The sequence below is a fragment of the Vibrio sp. CUB2 genome, from assembly GCF_001557945.1.
Classification (GTDB): domain Bacteria; phylum Pseudomonadota; class Gammaproteobacteria; order Enterobacterales; family Vibrionaceae; genus Vibrio; species Vibrio owensii.
Genome location: NZ_LNRB01000002.1, coordinates 280,854 through 304,586 on the forward strand (window position 1 = coordinate 280,854; position 23,733 = coordinate 304,586).

The 23,733-nt window shown below is 45.8% G+C and carries 36 protein-coding genes and 1 pseudogene; 11 read left to right on the forward strand and 26 right to left on the reverse strand.

The window, feature by feature from the left end; genetic code table 11:
* Position 1: 1 nt before the first annotated feature.
* The 22 genes from rplO to rpmE all read right to left on the reverse strand — a co-directional run bounded on the left by rplO (position 2) and on the right by rpmE (position 9,838).
* The gene (gene rplO, locus ATB78_RS03610) at positions 2–436 is read right to left on the reverse strand and encodes a 50S ribosomal protein L15 (protein WP_005435092.1); all 435 of its coding nucleotides are present in this window, start codon (positions 434–436) and stop codon (positions 2–4) included.
* Positions 437–442: 6 nt separating this feature from the next.
* The gene (gene rpmD / locus ATB78_RS03615) at positions 443–619 is read right to left on the reverse strand and encodes a 50S ribosomal protein L30 (RefSeq protein WP_000201159.1); all 177 of its coding nucleotides are present in this window, start codon (positions 617–619) and stop codon (positions 443–445) included.
* Positions 620–626: 7 nt separating this feature from the next.
* Positions 627–1,130 carry a 30S ribosomal protein S5 gene (gene rpsE / locus ATB78_RS03620; RefSeq protein ID WP_005435090.1) on the reverse strand — a complete coding sequence of 168 codons (504 nt, stop codon included), beginning with the start codon at positions 1,128–1,130 and terminating at the stop codon, positions 627–629.
* 14 nt (positions 1,131–1,144) lie between these two features.
* The gene (gene rplR, locus ATB78_RS03625) at positions 1,145–1,498 is read right to left on the reverse strand and encodes a 50S ribosomal protein L18 (RefSeq protein WP_005435088.1); all 354 of its coding nucleotides are present in this window, start codon (positions 1,496–1,498) and stop codon (positions 1,145–1,147) included.
* Positions 1,499–1,507: 9 nt separating this feature from the next.
* On the reverse strand, positions 1,508–2,041 hold the full coding sequence (gene rplF / locus ATB78_RS03630; RefSeq protein ID WP_005435087.1) for a 50S ribosomal protein L6: 534 nt from the start codon (positions 2,039–2,041) through the stop codon (positions 1,508–1,510).
* 12 nt (positions 2,042–2,053) lie between these two features.
* Positions 2,054–2,446, reverse strand: a complete 393-nt coding sequence (gene rpsH, locus ATB78_RS03635) for a 30S ribosomal protein S8 (RefSeq protein WP_009707834.1) — start codon at positions 2,444–2,446, stop codon at positions 2,054–2,056.
* Positions 2,447–2,475: 29 nt separating this feature from the next.
* On the reverse strand, positions 2,476–2,781 hold the full coding sequence (rpsN, locus tag ATB78_RS03640) for a 30S ribosomal protein S14 (RefSeq protein ID WP_004410442.1): 306 nt from the start codon (positions 2,779–2,781) through the stop codon (positions 2,476–2,478).
* A 17-nt stretch (positions 2,782–2,798) separates the two neighbouring features.
* Positions 2,799–3,338, reverse strand: a complete 540-nt coding sequence (gene rplE / locus ATB78_RS03645) for a 50S ribosomal protein L5 (protein ID WP_004745887.1) — start codon at positions 3,336–3,338, stop codon at positions 2,799–2,801.
* Positions 3,339–3,361: 23 nt separating this feature from the next.
* Positions 3,362–3,679, reverse strand: a complete 318-nt coding sequence (rplX, locus tag ATB78_RS03650) for a 50S ribosomal protein L24 (protein ID WP_005435084.1) — start codon at positions 3,677–3,679, stop codon at positions 3,362–3,364.
* A gap of 13 nt (positions 3,680–3,692) precedes the next feature.
* Positions 3,693–4,064 (reverse strand): 50S ribosomal protein L14, encoded by a 372-nt coding sequence (gene rplN, locus ATB78_RS03655; RefSeq protein WP_004410450.1) that lies wholly within the window; start codon positions 4,062–4,064, stop codon positions 3,693–3,695.
* A 164-nt stretch (positions 4,065–4,228) separates the two neighbouring features.
* Positions 4,229–4,483: a 30S ribosomal protein S17 gene (rpsQ, locus tag ATB78_RS03660; protein WP_005435082.1), complete on the reverse strand. Its 255-nt coding sequence runs from the start codon at positions 4,481–4,483 to the stop codon at positions 4,229–4,231.
* Positions 4,483–4,674 carry a 50S ribosomal protein L29 gene (rpmC, locus tag ATB78_RS03665; protein WP_004410456.1) on the reverse strand — a complete coding sequence of 64 codons (192 nt, stop codon included), beginning with the start codon at positions 4,672–4,674 and terminating at the stop codon, positions 4,483–4,485. The genes rpsQ and rpmC overlap by 1 nt, the downstream gene beginning before the upstream one ends.
* Entirely contained in the window at positions 4,674–5,084 is a 411-nt protein-coding gene (rplP, locus tag ATB78_RS03670; RefSeq protein WP_005379577.1) for a 50S ribosomal protein L16, read from the reverse strand. The genes rpmC and rplP overlap by 1 nt, the downstream gene beginning before the upstream one ends.
* Positions 5,085–5,095: 11 nt before the next feature.
* Complete coding sequence (gene rpsC / locus ATB78_RS03675) at positions 5,096–5,794, reverse strand: 30S ribosomal protein S3 (RefSeq protein ID WP_005435080.1); 699 nt, start codon at positions 5,792–5,794, stop codon at positions 5,096–5,098.
* Between the two features lie 18 nt (positions 5,795–5,812).
* Positions 5,813–6,145: a 50S ribosomal protein L22 gene (rplV, locus tag ATB78_RS03680; RefSeq protein ID WP_005383164.1), complete on the reverse strand. Its 333-nt coding sequence runs from the start codon at positions 6,143–6,145 to the stop codon at positions 5,813–5,815.
* Between the two features lie 10 nt (positions 6,146–6,155).
* Positions 6,156–6,434: a 30S ribosomal protein S19 gene (rpsS, locus tag ATB78_RS03685; RefSeq protein ID WP_005435078.1), complete on the reverse strand. Its 279-nt coding sequence runs from the start codon at positions 6,432–6,434 to the stop codon at positions 6,156–6,158.
* A gap of 21 nt (positions 6,435–6,455) precedes the next feature.
* Complete coding sequence (gene rplB / locus ATB78_RS03690; protein ID WP_005435076.1) at positions 6,456–7,280, reverse strand: 50S ribosomal protein L2; 825 nt, start codon at positions 7,278–7,280, stop codon at positions 6,456–6,458.
* A gap of 15 nt (positions 7,281–7,295) precedes the next feature.
* On the reverse strand, positions 7,296–7,598 hold the full coding sequence (gene rplW / locus ATB78_RS03695) for a 50S ribosomal protein L23 (RefSeq protein ID WP_004398471.1): 303 nt from the start codon (positions 7,596–7,598) through the stop codon (positions 7,296–7,298).
* Positions 7,595–8,197 (reverse strand): 50S ribosomal protein L4, encoded by a 603-nt coding sequence (rplD, locus tag ATB78_RS03700; protein ID WP_005435074.1) that lies wholly within the window; start codon positions 8,195–8,197, stop codon positions 7,595–7,597. The genes rplW and rplD overlap by 4 nt, the downstream gene beginning before the upstream one ends.
* Positions 8,198–8,214: 17 nt before the next feature.
* Positions 8,215–8,844 (reverse strand): 50S ribosomal protein L3, encoded by a 630-nt coding sequence (rplC, locus tag ATB78_RS03705; RefSeq protein ID WP_005435072.1) that lies wholly within the window; start codon positions 8,842–8,844, stop codon positions 8,215–8,217.
* 14 nt (positions 8,845–8,858) lie between these two features.
* Positions 8,859–9,170, reverse strand: a complete 312-nt coding sequence (rpsJ, locus tag ATB78_RS03710) for a 30S ribosomal protein S10 (protein WP_004410492.1) — start codon at positions 9,168–9,170, stop codon at positions 8,859–8,861.
* A 446-nt stretch (positions 9,171–9,616) separates the two neighbouring features.
* Positions 9,617–9,838 (reverse strand): 50S ribosomal protein L31, encoded by a 222-nt coding sequence (gene rpmE / locus ATB78_RS03715; RefSeq protein ID WP_005435070.1) that lies wholly within the window; start codon positions 9,836–9,838, stop codon positions 9,617–9,619.
* A gap of 295 nt (positions 9,839–10,133) precedes the next feature.
* Here rpmE and priA point away from each other — a divergent pair, with 295 nt between their 5' ends.
* The 7 genes and pseudogenes from priA (at position 10,134) to rraA (ending at position 18,146) form a co-directional block, all read left to right on the forward strand.
* Positions 10,134–12,335, forward strand: coding sequence for a primosomal protein N' (gene priA / locus ATB78_RS03720; protein ID WP_061007829.1), 2,202 nt, complete (start codon positions 10,134–10,136; stop codon positions 12,333–12,335).
* 203 nt (positions 12,336–12,538) lie between these two features.
* Positions 12,539–13,549: pseudogene (gene cytR / locus ATB78_RS03725) on the forward strand (DNA-binding transcriptional regulator CytR); the annotation flags it as partial.
* Between the two features lie 151 nt (positions 13,550–13,700).
* Entirely contained in the window at positions 13,701–14,252 is a 552-nt protein-coding gene (locus tag ATB78_RS03730) for an SPOR domain-containing protein (protein ID WP_020196517.1), read from the forward strand.
* A 290-nt stretch (positions 14,253–14,542) separates the two neighbouring features.
* The gene (gene hslV, locus ATB78_RS03735; protein ID WP_005435051.1) at positions 14,543–15,094 is read left to right on the forward strand and encodes an ATP-dependent protease subunit HslV; all 552 of its coding nucleotides are present in this window, start codon (positions 14,543–14,545) and stop codon (positions 15,092–15,094) included.
* Between the two features lie 29 nt (positions 15,095–15,123).
* A complete protein-coding gene (hslU, locus tag ATB78_RS03740; RefSeq protein WP_020196516.1) occupies positions 15,124–16,455 on the forward strand; it encodes an HslU--HslV peptidase ATPase subunit in 1,332 nt (443 codons plus the stop codon).
* Positions 16,456–16,631: 176 nt separating this feature from the next.
* Positions 16,632–17,549 carry a 1,4-dihydroxy-2-naphthoate polyprenyltransferase gene (locus ATB78_RS03745; protein ID WP_061007830.1) on the forward strand — a complete coding sequence of 306 codons (918 nt, stop codon included), beginning with the start codon at positions 16,632–16,634 and terminating at the stop codon, positions 17,547–17,549.
* A 75-nt stretch (positions 17,550–17,624) separates the two neighbouring features.
* Positions 17,625–18,146 (forward strand): ribonuclease E activity regulator RraA, encoded by a 522-nt coding sequence (gene rraA, locus ATB78_RS03750; RefSeq protein ID WP_039841359.1) that lies wholly within the window; start codon positions 17,625–17,627, stop codon positions 18,144–18,146.
* Positions 18,147–18,255: 109 nt separating this feature from the next.
* On the opposite strand, the gene zapB is transcribed toward rraA, so the two are convergent.
* Complete coding sequence (zapB, locus tag ATB78_RS03755) at positions 18,256–18,498, reverse strand: cell division protein ZapB (protein WP_005435037.1); 243 nt, start codon at positions 18,496–18,498, stop codon at positions 18,256–18,258.
* Positions 18,499–18,844: 346 nt separating this feature from the next.
* Here zapB and glpX point away from each other — a divergent pair, with 346 nt between their 5' ends.
* From glpX to ATB78_RS03770, 3 genes are all read left to right on the forward strand, one after another.
* Entirely contained in the window at positions 18,845–19,852 is a 1,008-nt protein-coding gene (gene glpX, locus ATB78_RS03760) for a class II fructose-bisphosphatase (protein ID WP_039984690.1), read from the forward strand.
* 146 nt (positions 19,853–19,998) lie between these two features.
* Positions 19,999–20,613 (forward strand): metalloregulator ArsR/SmtB family transcription factor, encoded by a 615-nt coding sequence (locus ATB78_RS03765; protein WP_005443691.1) that lies wholly within the window; start codon positions 19,999–20,001, stop codon positions 20,611–20,613.
* A 120-nt stretch (positions 20,614–20,733) separates the two neighbouring features.
* Positions 20,734–21,096 (forward strand): DUF3135 domain-containing protein, encoded by a 363-nt coding sequence (locus tag ATB78_RS03770; RefSeq protein WP_081096555.1) that lies wholly within the window; start codon positions 20,734–20,736, stop codon positions 21,094–21,096.
* Here the strand turns inward: ATB78_RS03770 and ATB78_RS28185 are convergent.
* The 3 genes from ATB78_RS28185 to ATB78_RS03780 all read right to left on the reverse strand — a co-directional run bounded on the left by ATB78_RS28185 (position 21,093) and on the right by ATB78_RS03780 (position 22,442).
* Entirely contained in the window at positions 21,093–21,380 is a 288-nt protein-coding gene (locus tag ATB78_RS28185; protein WP_081096556.1) for a GIY-YIG nuclease family protein, read from the reverse strand. The two genes, ATB78_RS03770 and ATB78_RS28185, sit on opposite strands and share 4 nt — an antisense overlap.
* Positions 21,381–21,608: 228 nt before the next feature.
* Positions 21,609–22,031, reverse strand: coding sequence for a DUF805 domain-containing protein (locus ATB78_RS03775; protein WP_005442827.1), 423 nt, complete (start codon positions 22,029–22,031; stop codon positions 21,609–21,611).
* 63 nt (positions 22,032–22,094) lie between these two features.
* Entirely contained in the window at positions 22,095–22,442 is a 348-nt protein-coding gene (locus ATB78_RS03780) for a 5-carboxymethyl-2-hydroxymuconate isomerase (RefSeq protein WP_061007831.1), read from the reverse strand.
* A gap of 271 nt (positions 22,443–22,713) precedes the next feature.
* Between ATB78_RS03780 and tpiA the strand changes: the two genes are divergently transcribed.
* On the forward strand, positions 22,714–23,484 hold the full coding sequence (tpiA, locus tag ATB78_RS03785) for a triose-phosphate isomerase (protein WP_005428123.1): 771 nt from the start codon (positions 22,714–22,716) through the stop codon (positions 23,482–23,484).
* Positions 23,485–23,733: the final 249 nt, after the last annotated feature.

Below are 23,733 nucleotides of genomic sequence, written 5' to 3' on the forward strand. Positions count from 1 at the left end.
ATTATTCCTCGATTTTACCGCCTGCAGCTTCGATTGCAGCTTTAGCGCCTTTAGTCACACGTAGACCTTTAACAGTCACTGCTTTATCGATTTCACCAGATAGAACAACTTTTACGAATTCGATGTTCTTAGTGATGATGTTAGCAGCTTTAAGGCTGTTTAGATCAACCACGTCACCAGAAACTTTCGCTAGTTCACCTAGACGAACTTCAGCAGACACTAGGCTCTTACGAGAAGTGAAACCGAATTTTGGTAGACGTTGTTTCAGAGGCATCTGACCGCCTTCGAAACCTGGACGAACTTTACCGCCAGAACGTGATTTTTGACCTTTGTGACCACGGCCACCAGTTTTACCTAGGCCAGAACCGATACCGCGACCTACACGCTTAGGAGCATGCTTAGAGCCAGCAGCCGGTGCAAGAGTATTCAAACGCATTTCTGATTACTCCTCAACTTTAACCATGTAGTAAACCTTGTTGATCATACCGCGTACGCACGGAGTATCTTCAAGTTCTACTGTGTGGTTGATTTTACGAAGACCTAGACCACGCAAAGTAGCTTTGTGCTTTGGTAGGCGGCCAATTGAGCTTTTAGTTTGAGTTACTTTAATAGTTGCCATGGTGTTCTTACTCCGAAATAGCTTCAACAGTTAGACCACGTTTAGCAGCAACCATTTCTGGCGACTTCATGCTACCTAGTGCATCGATCGTTGCACGAACGATGTTGATAGGGTTCGTAGAACCGTATGCTTTAGATAGTACGTTGTGTACGCCAGCAACTTCTAGTACTGCACGCATCGCACCACCTGCGATAACACCAGTACCTTCTGCAGCAGGCTGCATGTAAACTTTAGAGCCCGAATGGCGACCTTTCACTGGGTGGTGAAGAGTGCCTTCGTTTAGCGCGATAGTAGTCATGTTACGACGCGCTTTTTCCATTGCTTTTTGAATCGCTGCAGGTACTTCACGAGCTTTGCCGTAACCGAAACCTACACGACCGTTACCGTCACCAACTACTGTTAGTGCAGTGAAGCTCATGATTCGACCGCCTTTAACCGTTTTAGAAACACGGTTAACTGCGATTAGCTTTTCTTGCAAATCATTCGCTTGAACTTGTTGTTCTTTAGCCATCTTCCAACCCTACCTTAGAATTTCAGACCAGCTTCGCGAGCAGATTCTGCTAGCGCCGCTACTCGACCGTGGTATTGGAAACCAGAACGATCAAATGCAACTGCAGTTACGCCTTTTTCAAGAGCGCGCTCAGCAACAGCTTTACCTACTGCTTTAGCTGCATCAACGTTACCAGTGTATTTCACTTGCTCACGGATCGCTTTTTCTACAGTAGAAGCTGCTGCGATAACCTCAGAGCCATTAGCCGCGATAACCTGTGCGTACACGTGACGAGGAGTACGGTGTACAACTAGGCGAGTCGCACCCAGTTCTGCAATCTTACGACGTGCGCGTGTAGCACGACGGATGCGAGATGCTTTCTTATCCATAGTGTTACCTTACTTCTTCTTAGCTTCTTTAGTACGCACATTTTCATCTGCGTAACGAACACCTTTACCTTTGTAAGGCTCAGGTTGACGGTAAGAACGAATGTCAGCCGCAACTTGACCAACTAGTTGCTTATCACAACCAGTGATGATGATTTCAGTTTGGCTTGGACATTCAGCTTTAATACCCGCTGGCAACTCGTGCTCAACTGGGTGAGAGAAGCCTAGTGTTAGACCTACAGCGTTGCCTTTGATAGCAGCACGGTAACCAACACCTTTAAGAGTTAGCTTCTTAGTAAAGCCTTCAGTAACACCAACAACCATGTTGTTAACTAGAGCGCGAGCTGTACCAGCTTGTGCCCATGCGTTAGCAGCACCTTCTTTAGGACCGAAGGTTAGGTTGTTTTCTTCCTGAGCGATAACCACAGCGCTGTTAAGAACGCGTGATAGTTCGCCTTTAGCACCTTTTACAGTGATTTCTTGGCCGTTTAGTTTCACCTCTACGCCAGCTGGAATAGCGACAGGTGCTTTAGCAACACGAGACATATTCTACTCCTATTAAGCTACGTAGCAGATGATTTCACCACCAAGACCTGCTTTACGTGCAGCGCGGTCTGACATAAGACCCTTGGAAGTAGAAACGATAGCAATACCAAGACCACCCATTACAGAAGGAAGATCATCTTTCTTCTTGTAAACGCGTAGACCTGGACGAGAAACACGTTTAAGTTGCTCGATTACTGGTTTAGCTTGGAAGTACTTAAGTGTAACTTCTAGCTCAGGTTTTGCTTCGCCTTCAACAGCGAAGTCAACGATGTAACCTTCAGCTTTTAGTAGTGCAGCAATTGCAACTTTAAGCTTTGAAGAAGGCATTTTAACAGCAACTTTGTTTGCTGCCTGACCGTTACGAACACGGGTCAGCATATCCGAAATCGGATCTTGCATGCTCATATGATTTACTCCAAATGATTAAGTGGCAATTACCAGCTAGCCTTACGAAGACCCGGAATCTCGCCTTTCATGCAAGCTTCACGAACCTTAATACGGCTTAGACCGAACTTACGTAGGTAACCGTGTGGACGACCAGTTTGGTTACAACGGTTGCGCTGACGTGATGCACTTGAATCACGTGGAAGAGATTGCAGTGTAAGAACCGCATTCCAACGATCTTCTTCAGATGCGTTTACATCGCTGATGATAGCTTTTAGCGCTGCACGCTTTTCAGCGAACTTAGCTACTAGCTTCGCACGCTTTGCTTCACGTGCTTTCATTGAATTTTTAGCCATAACAGTAACCCTTCACCTTACTTACGGAATGGGAAGTTAAAGGCAGCCAGCAGAGCACGGCCTTCCTCATCAGTACCAGCAGACGTCGTAATAGTGATGTCTAGACCGCGTACTCGATCAACTTTATCAAAGTCGATTTCCGGGAAGATGATTTGCTCGCGAACGCCCATGCTGTAGTTACCGCGACCGTCAAAAGACTTAGCGCTAACACCACGGAAGTCACGTACTCGTGGAAGAGCGATGTTAATCAAACGCTCAAGAAAATCCCACATACGTTCGCCACGCAAGGTTACTTTACAACCGATAGGGTAGCCTTCACGGATTTTGAAACCTGCAACAGATTTACGAGCTTTAGTGATAAGTGGCTTTTGACCAGAGATCGTTGCCATATCAGCAGCTGCGTTTTCTAGCAGTTTCTTATCGTTGATTGCTTCACCAACACCCATGTTTAGGGTGATTTTCTCGATTCTAGGGACTTGCATGACGCTTGTGTAGCTAAACTGTTTGGTCAGTTCAGCGACTACAGACGACTTGTAGTAATCATGCAGTTTCGCCATAGTAGAACTCCAAATTACTTCTATTAGTTAGAAACGATTTCGTTGTTAGACTTAAAGAAACGAACTTTCTTACCATCTTCAAAACGGAAACCGATACGGTCAGCTTTACCAGTAGCTGCGTTAAAGATCGCCACGTTAGAAACATCGATAGCTGCTTCTTGCTCTACGATACCGCCTTGGATACCTAGTGCAGGAACAGGTTTCTGGTGTTTCTTAACAAGGTTGATACCTTCAACGATAACTTTACCAGTTGCTAGGACCTTAGTTACTTTACCTTTCTTGCCTTTGTCTTTACCAGCAAGAACGATTACTTCGTCATTACGACGGATTTTAGCTGCCATTTCTACGTGCTCCTTACAGAACTTCTGGAGCCAGTGAAACGATCTTCATGAACTTATCGCCACGAAGTTCGCGTGTCACAGGACCAAAGATACGTGTACCGATTGGTTGCTCAGTGTTGTCGTTCAACAATACACAAGCATTTCGGTCGAAGCGAATGACAGAACCGTCAGGACGACGTACGCCTTTACGGGTGCGCACTACCACCGCCTTCAGAACGTCACCTTTTTTAACTTTACCGCGAGGAATTGCTTCCTTAACAGTAACTTTGATAACGTCACCGATATGTGCATAACGGCGGTGAGAGCCACCCAGAACCTTAATACACATTACGCTGCGTGCGCCTGAGTTATCAGCTGCGTCCAGCATACTTTGCATTTGGATCATGTTAGTGCTCCGCTAAATAATAAAAAAACTAGACCCTCTCGGGTCGGGCTGCCTCTTTAAAAGGGACGCGAATTGTACCACCCTTTTTTCAGATTGGGTAGTCAAAAAATAAACGGCTCCAAAAATTATTTTTGGAGCCGTTTTTAATCATAGAATAAAGAAGATTAGATCTTCGCTTTTTCTAGGACTTTTACCAATGTCCAAGACTTAGTCTTAGACAGTGGACGACACTCAGCGATTTCAACTGTGTCGCCTAGGCCACACTCGTTGTTCTCGTCATGTGCGTGTACTTTAGTCGTGCGCTTTACGAATTTACCGTAAATTGGGTGTTTAACCATGCGCTCGATAGCAACTACGATAGACTTGTCCATCTTGTCGCTAACAACACGACCTTGTTGAGTACGTTTTACTTCGCTCATTATGCGCCTGCCTTCTCAGTCAAAACAGTTTTCACACGTGCGATATCACGGCGTACAGCTTTCAGAGTATGAGTTTGCTGTAGCTGACCAGTTGCAGCTTGCATGCGCAAGTTGAACTGTTCGCGTAGCAAATTCAATAGCTCAGCGTTAAGCTCTTCAACGCTTTTCTCGCGTAGATCTTGTGCTTTCATCACATCACCTGCTTAGTTACAAATGTAGTTTTGAATGGCAGTTTACGAGCCGCTAGGCGGAACGCTTCACGAGCCAATTCTTCAGGTACACCACCCATTTCGTACATAACCTTACCAGGTTGGATTTGGGCTACCCAGTACTCAACGTTACCTTTACCCTTACCTTGACGAACTTCAAGTGGTTTTTCTGTGATTGGTTTGTCTGGGAACACACGGATCCAGATTTTACCTTGACGCTTAACGTGACGTGTCATTGCACGACGTGCCGCTTCAATTTGACGAGCAGTTAGACGACCACGGCCAACAGCTTTAAGACCGAATTCGCCGAAGCTTACATCAGTACCTTTAGCTAGACCACGGTTACGACCTGTCTGAACCTTACGGAACTTAGTACGTTTAGGTTGTAGCATCTGTCGACTCCTTACTTACGGCCTTTACGCTGCTTCTTAGGCTTGTCGCCTTTAGGCTCTACAGCGTTAGCTGCTGGCATACCACCTAGGATTTCACCTTTGAAGATCCAAGTTTTAATGCCGATCACACCGTATTGAGTGTGAGCCGAAGAAGTTGCGTAATCAATGTCTGCACGTAGAGTGTGTAGAGGTACACGACCTTCACGGTACCACTCAGAACGTGCGATTTCAGCGCCGCCTAGACGACCGCTTACTTCCACTTTGATGCCTTTAGCACCTAGACGCATTGCGTTTTGTACCGCGCGCTTCATAGCACGACGGAACATAACACGACGCTCTAGTTGAGACGCGATGCTGTCACCAACAAGCTGTGCATCAAGCTCAGGCTTGCGTACTTCAGCGATGTTAATTTGAGCTGGTACACCTGCAATTTTAGCTACAGCTGCACGTAGTTTCTCAACGTCTTCACCTTTCTTACCGATTACAACGCCTGGACGAGCAGTGTGAATAGTCACACGGATGCTCTTAGCAGGACGCTCGATAACGATACGTGAAAGAGATGCTTTTTGTAGTTCCTTAGTTAGGAACTGACGTACCTTGAAGTCGCCGTCTAGGTTGTCAGCGAAATCTTTGGTGTTAGCAAACCATGTAGCATTCCAAGGCTTAACGATGCCAAGACGAATACCATTAGGATGTACTTTTTGACCCATTGCTTACTCTCCTAGTCTCTAGCGATCTGCTACAACAACAGTGATGTGGCTTGAACGCTTCAAGATACGATCCGCACGACCTTTAGCACGAGGCATAATACGCTTCATGGTTGGGCCTTCATCTACAAAGATTTTTGCGACATTCAGATCGTCAATATCTGCACCTTCGTTGTGCTCCGCGTTAGCGATAGCAGACTCTAGAACTTTCTTAACTAGAGCAGCAGCTTTTTTGTTGCTGAACGTTAGAATTTCTAGAGCTTGGTCAACAGATTTACCACGAATTAGATCCGCAACTAAGCGAGCTTTCTGAGGCGAAATGCGAGCAAAGTTATGTTTAGCAATAGCTTCCATTATTTACTCCTTAACGCTTCTTAGCTTTCTTATCCGCAGCGTGACCGCGGTAAGTACGTGTTGGTGCGAATTCACCTAGTTTGTGACCGATCATTTCTTCGGTAACGAAAACTGGTACGTGCTGACGACCATTATGGACAGCGATGGTCAAACCGATCATCGTAGGGATGATCATTGAACGACGGGACCAAGTCTTAATAGGCTTTTTGTCTCCGCTTTCCACCGCTTTCTCTACCTTCTTCAGCAAGTGTAGGTCAATAAAAGGACCTTTCTTGAGAGAACGTGGCATGGCGATTCCTCTTTATATAGATTACTTGTTACGACGACGTACGATGTACTTGTCAGTGCGTTTGTTCTTACGAGTCTTGAAGCCTTTAGTAGGCATACCCCAAGGAGATACTGGGTGACGGCCACCAGAAGTACGACCTTCACCACCACCGTGTGGGTGGTCAACCGGGTTCATTACTACACCACGTACGGTTGGACGTACGCCGCGCCAGCGTGAAGCACCAGCTTTACCAAGTTCACGTAGCATGTGCTCAGAGTTACCAACTTCACCGATTGTTGCACGGCCTTCAGAAAGAACTTTGCGCATTTCGCCAGAACGTAGACGGATAGTTACGTACGCACCGTCGCGAGCAACGATTTGAGCGTAAGCACCAGCCGAACGAGCTAGCTGACCACCTTTACCAGGTTTTAGTTCAACGTTGTGTACAGTTGAACCTACTGGGATGTTACGCATTGGTAGAGTGTTACCCGCTTTAATCGGTGCATCAACACCAGATTGGATAACATCACCCGCGTTAACACCTTTAGGTGCTAAGATGTAGCGACGCTCACCGTCTTTGTAAAGAACTAGAGCAATGTTTGCGCTACGGTTTGGATCGTATTCTAGACGCTCAACTTTCGCTGGGATGCCATCTTTAGTACGTTTGAAGTCAACTACACGGTAGTGGTGCTTGTGACCACCGCCGATGTGACGTACTGTGATACGACCGTTGTTGTTACGACCACCGTTCTTAGAGTTTTTCTCTAGAAGAGGTGCGTATGGCTTGCCCTTGTGTAGGTCAGCGTTAACAACTTTAACAACGTGACGACGACCAGGGGAAGTCGGCTTACATTTAACAATAGCCATTCTTAACTACTCCTGTTATTCCGCGCCGCCAACGAAGTCAAGATCTTGACCTTCTTTCAAAGTAACGTACGCTTTCTTAACGTCGCTGCGGCGACCTTGGCGTAGACCTTGACGTTTGGTCTTACCCTTAGTGATAAGAGTATTTACAGACTTAACTTCAACTTCAAAAAGCTTTTCTACAGCTGCTTTGATCTCTTTTTTAGTTGCATCTTTAGCTACTTTGAAAACGATAGTGTTCGCTTTCTCAGCTGCCATAGTTGCTTTTTCAGAGATGTGCGGAGCACGTAGAACTTTTAGGATACGCTCTTCAGTGATCATGCTAGCATCTCCTCAACTTGCTTAACTGCTTCTGCAGTCATTACAACTTTGTCGAACGCGATTAGTGAAACTGGATCGATACCAGCAACGTCACGTGCGTCAACTTTGTATAGGTTACGAGCAGCTAGGAATAGATTCTCATCTACTTCGCTAGTCACGATTAGAGCGTCAGTTAGCTCAAGCTCTTTAAGCTTAGCAACTAGCTCTTTAGTCTTTGGCGCTTCAACTGAGAAGTTATCAACAACGATTAGACGCTCTTGACGAACTAGCTCAGAAAGAATGCTCTTCATAGCACCGCGGTACATTTTTTTGTTTACTTTTTGGCTGTGATCTTGTGGTTTCGCAGCAAAAGTAACACCACCTGTACGCCAGATTGGGCTACGGATTGTACCAGCACGCGCACGGCCAGTACCTTTTTGACGCCATGGCTTAGCGCCACCGCCAGAAACTTCTGAACGTGTTTTTTGAGCACGAGTACCTTGACGAGCACCTGCTGCAAATGCAACAACTACTTGGTGTACAAGAGCTTCGTTAAACTCACGTCCGAAAGTAGTTTCGGAAACAGTTAGTGCATCAGCACCTTTAACCATTAGTTCCATTACTTACTCCTGAGACGTTATGCTTTAACAGCTGGTTTAACGATCACGTTGCCACCTGTTGAGCCTGGTACTGCACCTTTGATAAGAAGCAGATTGCGCTCAGCGTCAACACGTACGATCTCTAGGTTTTGAGTCGTTACACGCTCAGCACCCATGTGACCTGCCATTTTCTTGCCTTTAAATACGCGACCTGGAGTTTGACATTGGCCAATTGAACCCGGTGCACGGTGAGACAATGAGTTACCGTGAGTCATATCTTGAGTACGGAAGTTCCAACGCTTAACAGCGCCTTGGAAACCTTTACCTTTAGATGTACCAGTAACGTCTACTTTCTTAGTTTCGTTGAATAGTTCAACTGTTAGCTCAGCGCCAACTGCAAACTCTTCACCGTTTTCCAAACGGAATTCCCAAAGACCACGACCAGCTTCAACGCCAGCTTTAGCAAAGTGACCTGCTTCAGCTTTGTTTACGCGGTTAGCTTTCTTAGAACCAGCAGTTACCTGGATTGCAGCGTAGCCATCTGTCTCAAGAGTTTTAACTTGAGATACACGGTTTGCTTCAACTTCAACAACTGTTACTGGGATAGAAACGCCGTCTTCAGTAAATACGCGGGTCATGCCCACTTTACGACCGATTAGACCAATCATTCTTCTAATCTCCCTTAACCTAGGCTAATTTGAACGTCAACGCCCGCAGCAAGGTCTAGACGCATTAGAGCATCAACAGTTTTGTCTGTTGGCTCAACGATGTCGATTAGACGCTTGTGAGTACGAATTTCGTACTGGTCACGTGCTTTCTTGTTAACGTGTGGAGAGATAAGAACTGTGAAACGCTCTTTACGAGTAGGTAGTGGGATTGGACCACGAACCTGTGCGCCAGTGCGCTTAGCTGTTTCAACGATTTCCGCTGTAGAAGCATCGATTAGTTTGTAATCGAAAGCTTTTAGGCGGATACGGATACGTTGGTTCTGCATGAGACAGAGCTCCAATATTAAAAATTACACAAACAATATCGCCACTCAGACTCGTCAAGACGAGAGAATGCCGATTGATTTATGTGAAACCGTAGCGTCCAAGATTAGGACACATTGTCAGTTAATTTTCGATTAACTACCCCTATATGCCAGAGTCACGTCTGGGGATAGTTTTTCCGAAGAAAAGATAGCTAATTGTATTAACCGCGAACATAAGCTGAGTCTACATTACCTTGTAAATCCGAAGATTTACTCGCTCCTCACTGCTCATTGGTTCACAACTGGCTTAACCAGTGCGCTGCATTATACAGATCACACTTTAGGATGCAATAGCTGGATGAAAAATAATCGAACAAAAATTAACCATTCAACTTCTTCGTTGAGCCATAAACAAAAAGGACGCCGAAGCGTCCTTTTCTAAACTGTAATCGTAATAGCGTCTGCTATTATTTCTTACCGCTTGATAGTGCACCGAAACGCTTGTTGAAGCGATCAACACGGCCGCCTGTATCAACGATACGTTGCTTACCAGTGTAGAATGGGTGACACTTGTCACATACGTCTAGGTGGATAGAATCTTTACCTAGAGTAGAGTTGAACTCGAAAGAGTTGCCGCAAGAACAAGTAGCAGTTACTGCTTTGTATTCTGGGTGGATACCAGCTTTCATGGGATAACCTCAATTGTAGGCCGTGTCGCTATACGAATCTAAGCCGCACACCACACGTAATTAATAATAAAATGCGATACCGCATCGACCATTTGCCGAAGCCATATCTCAAGGCGCAGTATACTAATGAATCACTAGGCTAGGATCAACACATTTGGCAACTTTTTCGCCACTTTTTTCACCAGTACTTTAGTACTGAGAGTAATCACTTCCCCAAAAATGCGCAGCGCTCGAATTTTTCACTGCGTTTTAATAGACTATACCTCTCTTCCCTCTTTTATATAGTAAAGATTCTATGCGTCCATCCATCGCCCGAGTGGCACTACCGGTCCCTCTAGACAAGCAGTTTGACTATGTCATTCCTGGGCACCTGTTTCCGGTGATTGGAGGGCGTGTTTCTGTTCCTTTCGGCCGACAAACCTTGGTTGGCGTTGTCACAGCGATGGTTAATCATTCAGATTTTCCTAAAGAACAACTAAAACCAATTAAAGCCGTCTTGGATGCCCAACCTGTTTGGCCAGAGAAACTTTATTCTTTATTAATGTGGTGTAGCCAATTTTATCAGTACCCTCTTGGGGACACTTTGCACAATGCTATGCCAGCCGCTCTGCGAAAGGGTAAGCCCGCGGATTTCGCCACATTACAAGAGTGGCAAATCACCGCATCGGGCAAAGACAAGTTAATGCAGGGACTTGGGCGTGCGGTCAAACAACAACGCGCTTTGCAGATGTTGGTCAACGGTGCCGTCCCACATCAAGAGTTTATTGATCAAGAAATAGGCTCTGCGGTACTTAAGTCTTTGGAAGAGAAAGGCTGGGTTGAACGCATAGAGAAAAAGCCGACGGTAACTAAGTGGAGCACTCAGGTTGAACGTGACGTCGAAAAACCAAAACTCAACCATGAACAAGCACTTGCTATTGCCAGCGTAAACAGCCAAACCGGTTTTGCCTGCTATTTATTAGAAGGTGTGACAGGCTCAGGTAAAACAGAAGTTTACTTGAACCTAATCAAGCCAGTTCTTGAGGAAGGCAAACAAGCTTTGGTTTTAGTACCTGAAATCGGCTTAACCCCGCAGACCATCAACCGCTTTAAACATCGATTTAATGTGCCTGTTGATGTCATCCACTCTGGGTTAAATGACACCGAACGTCTTAACGCTTGGCTATCAGCACGAGATAAAGCAGCTGGTATTATTATTGGTACCCGCTCTGCCCTACTCACTCCCTTTGCGGATCTGGGCATCATTATTGTCGATGAAGAACACGACTCGTCTTATAAACAACAAGATAGCCTGCGTTACCATGCTCGTGATGTCGCGGTCATGCGTGCGCACAAAGAGCAAGTGCCTATTGTTCTTGGCTCAGCGACCCCTGCTTTAGAAACGCTGCATAATGCGCTATCGGGCAAATACCACCACTTAACATTGACTCAGCGTGCTGGCTCTGCGGTACCTACTACCAACAAAGTACTCGATGTTAAAGGGCTTTATTTAGACAGTGGCTTGTCCGCACCTTTAATTGCTGAAATGCGTAAACACCTTAAAGCTGGCAACCAAGTAATGTTGTTCCTAAACCGTCGCGGCTTTTCCCCTGCCTTAATGTGCCATGAATGTGGTTGGATTGCGGAATGTAAACGTTGCGATGCTTATTATACGTTCCATCAATACAGCAATGAGATTCGCTGCCATCACTGTGGCTCACAACAACCGGTAATTCATCAATGTCAGGGCTGCGGTTCTACTCAGCTAGTGACGATTGGCGTAGGTACTGAACAGCTTGAACTGCAATTGGCAGATCTGTTCCCTGAATACAAAGCAATTCGTATTGATAGAGACAGCACTCGCCGTAAAGGCAGCTTGGAAGATGCGCTCGAGTCCATTCGTAAAGGTGAATACCAAATTCTGATAGGGACCCAGATGCTGGCGAAAGGCCACCACTTCCCTAATGTCACCCTTGTTGCACTACTGGATGTCGATGGCTCTCTATATAGTAGCGACTTCCGCGCCTCCGAAAGGCTCGCTCAGCTATTTATTCAAGTTGCGGGCCGTGCAGGCCGCGCAAGCAAACCCGGTGAAGTGATTCTTCAAACTCACCATCCTGAACACAGCTTACTGCAAGCCCTGCTTCAGAAAGACTATCGTCACTTTGCTATGACAGCGTTGGAAGAGCGCAAACTGGCTCAGCTTCCACCCTATAGTTTCTTAACGCTGTTTAAGGCAGAAGCCAACCAAAGCGAGGTGGTTGAAGACTTTTTGCGTCAGGTTCGTTTTACTCTGGAATCACACCCGCTGTTCGATGATTCTTGTATGGTGTTAGGCCCAACACCATCACCTTTGGCTAAGCGTGCCGGTAAGTATCGTTGGCAGCTTTTACTGCAAACTCAACATCGCTCATTGATGCAAAAGTTATTAACCAGTGCCAAACCTGCTATTGAGTTGTTGCCAAATGCCAAGAAAGTCCGCTGGAATTTAGACATAGAACCACAGGATCTCAGCTAGCAAACGTTTAACTATGTAATGAATTACCTTTTAATGTGATGGAGTTCTCATTAGGATTGCAATTTTTGTTAAACAGACCGTAACTTTCCCTTTAGAAATGAATAGACTATTCAAATTAGTAAAGTCTAAAGTGGATCAGTCACATAGACTTCAATTAGAAAAATGATGAACGTCATCTTGGCAATTATTTTAAGAGGGTAAAAACTATGGCGACAATGAAGGATGTTGCCCAGCTTGCAGGGGTATCTACTGCTACGGTATCGCGAGCATTGATGAATCCAGAAAAAGTCTCTTCATCGACAAGAAAGAGAGTGGAAGATGCCGTACTAGAAGCTGGTTATTCACCGAATTCATTAGCTCGTAACTTACGCAGAAATGAATCAAAGACCATTGTCACTATCGTCCCAGACATTTGCGACCCGTACTTCTCTGAGATTATTCGCGGCATTGAAGACGCAGCAATGGAACACGGTTACCTTGTTCTACTTGGTGATAGCGGTCAGCAGAAAAAGCGTGAAAGCTCATTTGTAAACTTAGTCTTCACCAAGCAAGCTGATGGCATGCTGCTTCTCGGAACCGACCTGCCTTTTGATGTCAGCAAGCCAGAACAAAAAAACCTACCACCTATGGTGATGGCGTGTGAGTTCGCACCAGAGCTTGAACTGCCAACGGTACACATCGATAACCTCACCTCTGCGTTCGAGGCTGTAAATTACCTGACTCAACTTGGCCATAAGCGTATTGCTCAAATCTCTGGTCCTGACACTGCGGTACTTTGTCAGTTCCGCCAGCAGGGTTACCAGCAAGCACTTCGTCGCGCAGGCATTAATAAAGAAGAGCAATACAGCGTGATCGCAGACTTCACTTTTGAAGGCGGCGTGCAAGCAGTCCGTAAACTTCTTGAGTTACCGGAACCGCCAACCGCACTCTTCTGCCACTGTGACACCATGGCGATAGGTGCCATTCAAGAAGCGAAACGTCTAGGCTTACGTATTCCTCAAGATTTATCGATCGTTGGCTTTGATGACATTCAGTTCGCACAATACTGCGATCCACCGTTAACGACTATCTCCCAACCTCGTTATGAGATCGGTCGTCAAGCAATGTTGATGATGCTTGAACTACTAAAAGGTCATGACGTTCATTCCGGCTCTCGTTTACTAGAGACTAAGTTGGTTGTTCGTGGCAGCGCAGCGCCACCGCCATTGCGTTAATCGGTAAATAAACATGAAAGCGATGCTTCTGGCGTCGCTTTTTTATGCCTACTTTCCTGTACGTAGCTAACAAGAATGTTCGAATAGGGTGTTTTCTCATTGCGTTCTGGATTAACATATTTGCCAGAATCCTTGATGACCTGAAGTAACCGTGGCAAATAGAGATTATGTAAGACGCGGACGCGGCGCTCCGAAAAAGTCTACAAAAAAACAACCTTCAAGAAAAAAACCTTGGCGTAGTGGTCTACTGGCAATCTTGCTCGTGGGCGGCTTTGGCTATGGACTGTATTTGTTAAGCTCAGATCCAGAACCTGAGCAAACTGTTGTGGTTGAAAAGCCCGTAACGAACACCACCAGCAAACCAAAAGCGAAGAAAGACATCCCACCTCCACCAGAAGAAAAGTGGGAGTACGTGGAATCTTTACCGCAGCGTGAAGTGGAAGTCGTTGCGAAAGAAATTCAAGTATCCAAAGTACCTTACGTGATGCAGTGTGGCGCTTACAAAAAGCAAAGCCAAGCCGAAGAACGTAAGCTGGCTATCGCCTTCCAGGGCATGACGAGCCGAGTCATTAAGAAAGAAGGCAGCTCTTGGTATCGCGTTGTTCTTGGTCCATACAAGTTCAAACGAGATGCAGAAAAAGATCGTCACAAACTGCAACGCGCGAAGATCGAGCCATGTGCTATTTGGAAAGAGAATCTATAATTCTCACAGTTCGATGAAATACGGAGACCAACCGAGCGATCGGTTGGTCTTTTCTTTTAGCTAAAGGGCAGAAAAGCGAGATTCCCTACTCGATTATGCTTCACTCTAGGGAGTGACACAGATAACACGTCACTAGCACGCCTTATCTCCCCCAACGCCATCGCTCTCATTCTTGTTCAAAAAGACAAAACACACTGTCTATCATCGAAAAACAACTTCCCCTTGAATCCACAATTCATTTGCCCCATATACTTAATTAAATCCAAAGAGAAATAATTAAGAGGTCGACTGTGACTACCATTGTATCTGTACGTCGAAACAATAAAGTCGTCATCGCGGGTGATGGCCAAGTGTCGCTAGGCAATACCGTAATGAAAGGCAACGCGCGCAAAGTTCGCCGCCTATACAACAACCAAGTGCTTGCAGGCTTCGCTGGCGGTACAGCAGATGCCTTCACCTTATTCGAGCGCTTCGAAAGCAAGCTGCAAATGCACCAAGGCCATTTAACAAAGGCAGCTGTGGAGCTAGCAAAAGATTGGCGTAGCGACCGCGCACTTCGCAAACTAGAAGCCCTACTGGCAGTAGCAGATGAAACCGCTTCTTTGATCATCACGGGTAACGGTGATGTGGTGCAGCCAGAAAACGATCTGATCGCAATTGGCTCTGGCGGCGCGTACGCACAAGCTGCAGCAACAGCCCTATTAGAAAACACAGACCTAGATGCGCGTGAAATTGCGGAAAAAGCATTGAACATTGCTGGCGACATCTGTGTATTCACCAACCATCACCACACTGTAGAAGAACTAGAATCTACAGTAGAGCTCCCTAAGCCAACAGCTTAAGAGCAATCGTAACGAAGTAAGGAAAGAATATGTCTGAAATGACTCCTCGCGAAATCGTTCATGAACTGAACCGCCACATTATTGGTCAAGACAAAGCAAAACGTTCGGTTGCGATTGCATTACGTAACCGCTGGCGCCGCATGCAGCTTGAAGAAAGCTTGCGTGTTGAAGTAACGCCAAAGAACATTCTAATGATTGGTCCAACGGGTGTTGGTAAAACTGAAATCGCTCGTCGTCTTGCTAAACTAGCAAACGCACCATTCATTAAAGTAGAAGCAACTAAATTCACAGAAGTGGGTTACGTAGGTAAAGAAGTGGAAACCATCATCCGCGACCTTACCGATGTTGCCGTGAAGATGACTCACCAACAAGCGATGGAAAAAGTAAAATTCCGCGCTGAAGAGCAAGCGGAAGAGCGTATTCTTGATGCTCTACTTCCACCAGCTCGTGATGCTTGGGGTCAATCTGAGCAAAAAGAAGACACATCGAACACGCGTCAAATCTTCCGCAAGAAACTGCGTGAAGGCCAACTTGATGACAAAGAAATCGACATCGACGTAGCTGCACCGCAAATGGGTGTTGAGATCATGGCGCCTCCTGGTATGGAGGAAATGACCAACCAGCTACAGGGCATGTTCCAAAACCTAGCCGGTGACACGAAGAAGAAACGCAAGCTGAAAATCAAAGACGCAATGAAAGCGTTGGCAGAAGAAGAAGCGGCGAAACTGGTTAACCAAGAAGAGCTGAAAGAGTCTGCCATCTTCAACGTAGAGAACAACGGCATCGTATTCATCGACGAAATCGACAAGATTTGTAAGCGCGGTGAAAGCTCTGGTCCTGATGTTTCTCGTGAAGGTGTTCAGCGTGACCTACTACCGTTAATCGAAGGTAGCACGGTATCAACGAAGCATGGCATGGTGAAAACTGATCACATCTTGTTTGTGGCATCTGGCGCATTCCAAGTAGCGAAGCCTTCTGACCTGATCCCAGAACTGCAAGGTCGTCTACCAATCCGCGTAGAACTTGAAGCGCTGAGCAGCAACGACTTCAAACGCATCCTAACTGAGCCAAAAGCATCTCTGACAGAGCAGTACATTGCACTGATGAAAACAGAGAGCGTAGATGTTGAGTTCACAGAGGACGGCATCACGCAAATCGCGGAAGCGGCATGGACGGTAAACGAAACCACTGAGAATATTGGTGCGCGTCGTCTACACACTGTGATGGAGCGTCTGATGGATGAGATTTCTTACGACGCGACTGAAAAAGCCGGAGAGAAGTTCGTCATTAACGCGGCATACGTGAAAGATCGCCTAGGCGATACGATTGAAGATGAAGATCTAAGCCGCTTTATTCTTTAAGCGAGCTTCGACTCTCATCAAGGCTGCCATATTGGCAGCCTTTTTATTGCCTCAAATATGGAAACTGTGTTCCTTCTCCGTAACCCTTTGACTCTTAATTGACTTGCTTTAGGTCAATAGCGTATTGAGCGCTTTGTGCTTATACTGGGCACATTGGTTACTAGCACGAAATATCCATGAAACAATCATTGCAGATCTGGCTTGAAGCCGCTCGCCCAAAAACATTACCCCTCGCACTGGTGTCTATTTTGACCGGTAGCGTACTCGCCTACTCTGCGGGACACTTCTCTCTGACGATTGCCATTATGGCGTTTGTCACGGCAACCCTACTGCAAATTTTATCGAACCTTGCGAACGACTACGGCGATGCAGTGCAGGGCACGGATAACGACAACCGTTTGGGCCCTCAGCGCGCAATGCAGTCTGGCGCAGTCACAGCACAGCAAATGAAAATCGCGATCATCTTCAACATCATTCTGACTGCAATTGCTGGCTTAACTCTGGTGTTTTATGCGCTGAGCTCTTTTGAAAGCATCATTACCTTTATCGGCCTAGGCATTCTGGCCATTATCGCGGCGATTGCTTACACCATGGGTAGCAAACCATACGGCTACGTTGGTTTGGGCGACCTGTCTGTCTTCATCTTCTTTGGTTTACTTGGTGTGTCTGGTACCTACTTCCTGCATACCGGTCATGTGGATGCGACATTGTTCTTACCTGCATTGGGCTGTGGTTTGTTAGCGGTAGCAGTGCTGAACATCAACAACATGCGTGATATCGAGAACGACAGCGAATGTGGTAAGCGCACCATGGCTGTTCGACTTGGCCAACGTAAAGCAAAGCAATACCACTTCATTTTACTTGGTGGTGCGCTACTGGCTTTCGCAGCTTACCTGCTTATTCAAGACAAGCCAGTATGGATTAGTCTGCCCTTCTTGATCAGCATTTACGTGGTGGCTCATCACGGCAAAGCGGTTTGGGATACCGAAAAGCCAGCACAAATCGCACCTATGATGCCAGTTGTTGTGAAGTGCTCATTAGTGACTAACGTTTTATTTGCAACAATTGTGGTAGCTCAAACTCTGATGAGTTAAAAAAGGATTGTCATTGCATTGACTTAATGCCTAGATATACTCAAAGACAACAGTTTCTGTTTAGAAAGGTACGCTATGGAATACAATACCTCAGCACTCTGTGATATCTATCTTGATCAGGTAGATGTAGTTGAACCAATGTTCAGTAACTTTGGCGGCCGAGCGTCGTTTGCCGGGCAAGTGACGACAGTTAAGTGCTTTGAAGACAACGCACTGATCCGCGAAACGTTAGAACAAGACGGTATCGGACGAGTATTGTTGATTGATGGTGGCGGTTCCCTACGCAGAGCCTTAATCGATGCAGAAATCGCAACGCTTGCAGAAGAAAACGAATGGGAAGGGATTGTGGTTTACGGTTGCGTCCGTGAAGTGGACGAACTAGAAGACATGAATCTTGGCATTCAAGCACTCGCGTCTATCCCTGTAGGGGCAGCAAACCAAGGTATCGGTGAAATCGACGTGCCAGTTAACTTCGGCGGTGTTAGTTTCCTACCCGAAGATTACATCTACGCAGACAGCACTGGAATCATTCTCTCTCCTGAGCCTCTCAATGTAGATTTAGAGCTCGATGAAGAAGACGAAGGTGAGGAAGGTTAAACTAACCTCACTCCATGATTAGCGACTAACTCCAGCGCTAAAAAAACCATCGCCAAATACGCAAACACCCGCCGAAGCGGGTGTTTTTGATTCTGGATACTTAAGTGGATTATTCCACTTCGTCCATCTTGCCAAGTAGTGCACGAATGCGCTCTTGCCACTGAGCATGCTCTTGTTGAGCTTGCTGAGATTTTTGCTCAAGCTCTTCACGTTGAGAACGCATTTCGTTAGCTTCAGCTTCTAATTTCACTTTGTCTTCTTTCAGCTCTTCAACTTCCATCTGAAGAAGAGTGATTGTGTCAACTGCAGTTTGAATTTTCGCTTCTAGTTGTTCTAGTACTTCAAAAGACATCTTGGCCTACCTATTGTTATTCCGTGGGACGATGCGCGAGCGTTCGCTTGCACCTTACCTATGAGGTTCATTCTACTCAGCGTAGCGATGAGAAACACTTACTATATTCGATATTTTGCATCATTCGGTTAAAAAATCAGCGCAATCTCACTAAACGCTGACTTTTCTTATCCTCGAAGCATTTTTGAGCAATGTATTTTCCCATCACTACCCCATAAACTCACCCAAGTATTGATCAAATTCAACTTAGTTAAAGTAAAAGCTCAGCAAAAAGGCAAACGTTTAACTGACGATGTGATAAAATCGCCGCGCAAATTATTCTTCCCTCTTGTTACTTGGAGACATCATGAAACGCGATTTAGCAATGGCATTTTCCCGTGTTACTGAAGGTGCCGCTTTGGCTGGTTACAAATGGCTTGGCCGTGGCGACAAAAACGCAGCGGACGGTGCTGCAGTTGAAGTGATGCGCACCCTACTGAACAAAACAGACATCAGTGGTGAAATCGTTATTGGTGAAGGTGAAATCGATGATGCACCAATGCTGTACATCGGTGAGCAAGTAGGTATTGGTGGCGACGAAGTCGATATCGCGGTAGACCCAATCGAAGGCACACGCATGACCGCGATGGGTCAATCTAACGCACTAGCAGTATTGGCAGCGGGTGAGAAAGGCAGCTTCCTTAAAGCGCCAGACATGTACATGGAAAAATTGGTTGTCGGTCCTGGCGCAAAGGGCGTTATCGACCTAGGTAAGCCACTTAAAGAAAACCTAGAAAACGTAGCAAAAGCACTAAACAAGCCTCTTGATACGCTAGTCGTTATTACGCTTGCGAAGCCTCGTCACGATAAAGTGATCGCAGAGATGCAAGCAATGGGCGTTCGCGTATTCGCGGTGCCAGACGGTGACGTAGCTGCATCTATCCTAACTTGTATGCCAGACAGCGAAGTAGACATGATGTACTGCATCGGCGGCGCACCAGAAGGCGTCGTATCAGCAGCAGTGATTCGTGCACTGGACGGTGACATGCATGGTCGTCTTCTTCCTCGTCATGAAGTAAAAGGCGATACGGAAGAAAACCGCATCTACGGCTCAGCTGAACTACAACGCTGTGAAGAGATGGGTGTAAAAGCGAATGTAGTGTTGAAGATGGAAGACATGGCGCGCAGCGACAACGTAGTATTCTCCGCAACAGGCATTACTAAAGGTGACCTACTAGAAGGCATCTCTCGCCAAGGCAATATCGCAACAACAGAAACCCTACTGATCCGTGGCCGTTGTCGTACTATTCGCCGCATCAAGTCTACGCACTACCTAGAGCGTAAAGATCCAGAAGTACGCGATATTATTCTTTAATCTCGACGTAGATTAATTCCCAAGGGTTGGCTAAGTGCCAACCCTTTTTGTTTGTGATTCAACAAATCCATACACAAACTAAGTCAACACTTTTCTTTACTAACCCTATCGCGCATAATATGTACTGACGTATAAATGGTGGGTATATGAAGACCGTAGATAGGATTTTGCAAATCGTTAAGCGTGATGGCTCTGTCACCGCGAAACAACTCTCTTCTGAACTGGGTATGACAACCATGGGTGCGCGCCAGCATCTGCAAGGTTTGGAAGATGACGGCGTCCTGTCGATTCATGATGTAAAAGTCAAAGTTGGTCGCCCAACTCGTCATTGGTCTCTGACACAAAAAGGTCATGAGCAATTTGCTGATCGCCATGGTGAACTGACCATCCAGTTTATTGAGGCTGTAGAGCACATCTTCGGTAAAGACGGATTGGAGAAAGTCACGTCCGAGCGCGAGAAACTCACCTTACAAAACTACCAACAGCATCTTGAGCAGTGTGACTCTCTAGAGAGCAAACTAAAGACATTGGTTACTCTGCGTGAACAAGAAGGCTACATGGCCGAATTAGAGAAAGATGAGCACGGGTTTATTCTCATCGAAAACCACTGTCCTATCTGTAAAGCCGCGACTCGCTGCCCAAGCTTGTGCCAATCTGAGCTCAACGTCTTCCAGTCACTTCTCGGCCGTGACACCAAAATAGAACGAGCTGAGCACATCATCAGTGGTCAACGTCGCTGCGTGTACCGCATTCAAGCCTAATATCTCAACTCTCTTCTACTTCATTATGAACATACGCTCTTATTAATGAGACGATGTTGTAATTCTTTCTATCTCCGTTTCTGTATGGATTAAGCTTTTATCAACTAGGAGCAACATCCAATGGATTTGGAGATAGCCATGCCAAGCACCCACAAACCGCAAGTTTTGCCCTCATTCGATGAAATGGTAAAAATGGCGGAACGCGATCCCGAAGCCTTTGAACAGTTTCGTCATGACATGGCAAAAGAGATGATAGAAGGTGCCTCAGAGCAGATGCAGCCAAGGTTATGGGCGCAACAAAGCCACATAGATAGGGTCATCCACAACTGCAAAAACCCAAACCACACCAATGTCGTATTGATGAATGAGCTACAAAAACAGGTGGTGAAATTTAGAAAGGCATTACAAGGAGAGTCAGCACCAACTCAAAAAGCCGATGTAGTTGAGTTGAGAGCGTTTAAAGATAGGGGTGATTTTTACTAGAACTCATTGGATAAATCGAGAAAGTCAGGATTCGTTTTTCTTACTAAATCTAACTTCCACTCTCGCTTCCATTGTTTAAGCTGCTTTTCTCGGTTTATGGCAGTTGCCATATCTTCGAACTGTTCAAAGTAAACGAGCTTGTGAACGTGATATTTCTTGGTAAAACCTTCAACGACTCCGTTTTTATGCTGCCATATTCTATGGGGCAGTTGACTGGTAACACCAATGTAGAGAACAGAGTTATTTTTAGAAGTTAGGATGTAAACGCAAGGTGTTTTGTCGATGGTTCATTCTCCTTAATGAGTTGTTTTAGTTTCCTATTGTGGGCCACCAGCACAGCTAGCTTACTTCAAACTCGGAGCACTCGGTGAGTAGATTCTGAATCACGCTCGTCCCTCGCTGTTCAGAATGACGGTTAACTTAACTTACTATTAAGTAAAAGAAATCCGTCATTCTAGCGAGCCTCAGCGAGACTAAGAATCTACGTCCAACGAGTTCGGAACCCAAGGACCTTACTTCGGCTCAGGGCCGTAGTTGTTTTGGCCTGCCGTGCCTTTCAAGAAACCACACTCCACCAGAATCCACAGGCCACAAATCAGAGAAATCGAAGCGATCATCATTTGCGGTGTTGATGGGTCTTGTGCTGCTGGGTTCGTCATTGGCGTTGCAACTCGGCCAATGATCAACGGGATGTTTAACGCCAACCAGTAAATCGACTTATTTCGGTCGTGCCAGCGCTTAGTGGTGATCGCTAAGTCTGGGATAAGAAGAATCAATAAGAAGATAGGTAGAAGAATATAAGAAAACGCAGGGAACAACTTACTGATGCCCGCGCCGAAACCCAAGATCATGATGTAGTAGATGATATTCCACATCCAGTAAGTTTTACGGCCTATACGACCTTGGAAAGAAAACAGTAATTCTTTAATCGACATCGAAACACTCAACATATTGAAAGTGCGACAACTCCTTGGCCGCACTAAGTAAATCTAGTGTGTCTAATTTACCACCTTCTGGAAGCAATCAATATCCATATCTCGAACATTCACGGTCAAACTGCGTACATGACTCGCTTGTTCTTGCAGTACTACCATCAGTGCTCTTGATAATTCCCGCTTCTGTTCTGCACTTCTTCCTGCAAGCAAATCAAAGTTGATGTGAATAAAGTCCACACTATCGCCCTCTTCACCGACCAGCCAGTTGTGGCAGCGAAGCGCACGAGATTTTACGGACGCCTGCTCAAACAAACCACTGTCTAAAGTCACTTGGTGTAAGTCTTCTAATAGGCCTTGAACATTCACGCGCTCATCGACCGAGTTGGAATATTCTAAAACTAAGTTTGGCATTTTGATTCCTTTCTTATTACGGCTAACTTTTAACCCGTAGTAATACCAATCTAAGCGGCAATTTCCGAGGAATGGACTATCATTCTGTCTACGCGATCACCAATCGATTGCTTTTGACAAAAATAACAGAACAAATGCAGCGCCGACCAGATGAAGAAAGCCGAATAAGACATGACGCCAATCATGATCTATTCACATTATTCTGTTATATTCCTACGTAGATTTTTTACATTAATAGACTATTTACATTAAAGATAAGGGAGATATTCCTATGCGTCGTCCTGTAGTGATGGGTAACTGGAAACTAAACGGTAGCAAAGCAATGGTAACTGAGCTACTAACAGGTATTAACGCTGAGCTTGAAGGCGTTGAAGGTGTAGACGTAGCAGTAGCTCCACCAGCTCTTTACATCGATCTAGCTGAGCGCGTAATCGCTGAAGGCGGTAACAAAGTTATCCTAGGTGCACAAAACACTGACCTAAACAACAGCGGTGCTTTCACTGGCGACATGTCTCCAGAAATGCTGAAAGACTTCGGTGCTTCTCACATCATCATCGGCCACTCAGAGCGTCGTGAATACCACAACGAATCTGACGAGTTCATCGCGAAGAAATTCAACTTCCTAAAAGAAAACGGTCTAACGCCAGTTTTCTGTATCGGTGAATCTGAAGCTCAAAACGAAGCTGGCGAAACTGAAGCAGTATGTGCACGTCAAATCAACGCAGTTATCGACACTTACGGTGTTGAAGCTCTAAACGGCGCAATCATCGCTTACGAACCAATCTGGGCTATCGGTACTGGTAAAGCAGCAACAGCTGAAGATGCACAACGCATCCACGCTTCTATCCGCGCACTAATCGCAGCGAAAGACGAAGCAGTTGCAGCACAAGTAATCATCCAATACGGCGGTTCTGTTAAGCCAGAAAACGCAGAAGCTTACTTCTCACAACCAGACATCGACGGTGCTCTAGTTGGCGGCGCTTCTCTAGACGCTAAAAGCTTCGTAGCTATCGCTAAAGCAGCGGCAGCAGCTAAAGCTTAATTTCGCTTTTTATTAAGCAGAAATAACAAAGGGATGCATCACGCATCCCTTTTGTTTGCTTACGATCTAATGAGTTTTGTCATTCCGAGGAGCCTAAGCGACATCAGGAATCTACTCTCCGCACGCACCCAAATCAAACCAGCAAAACAACAAACATAACCTATAAGAATCCCGTCATTCCGAGGAGCCTAAGAGACGTCAGGAATCTACTCTCCGCACGCACCCAAATCAAATCAAATCAGCAAAACA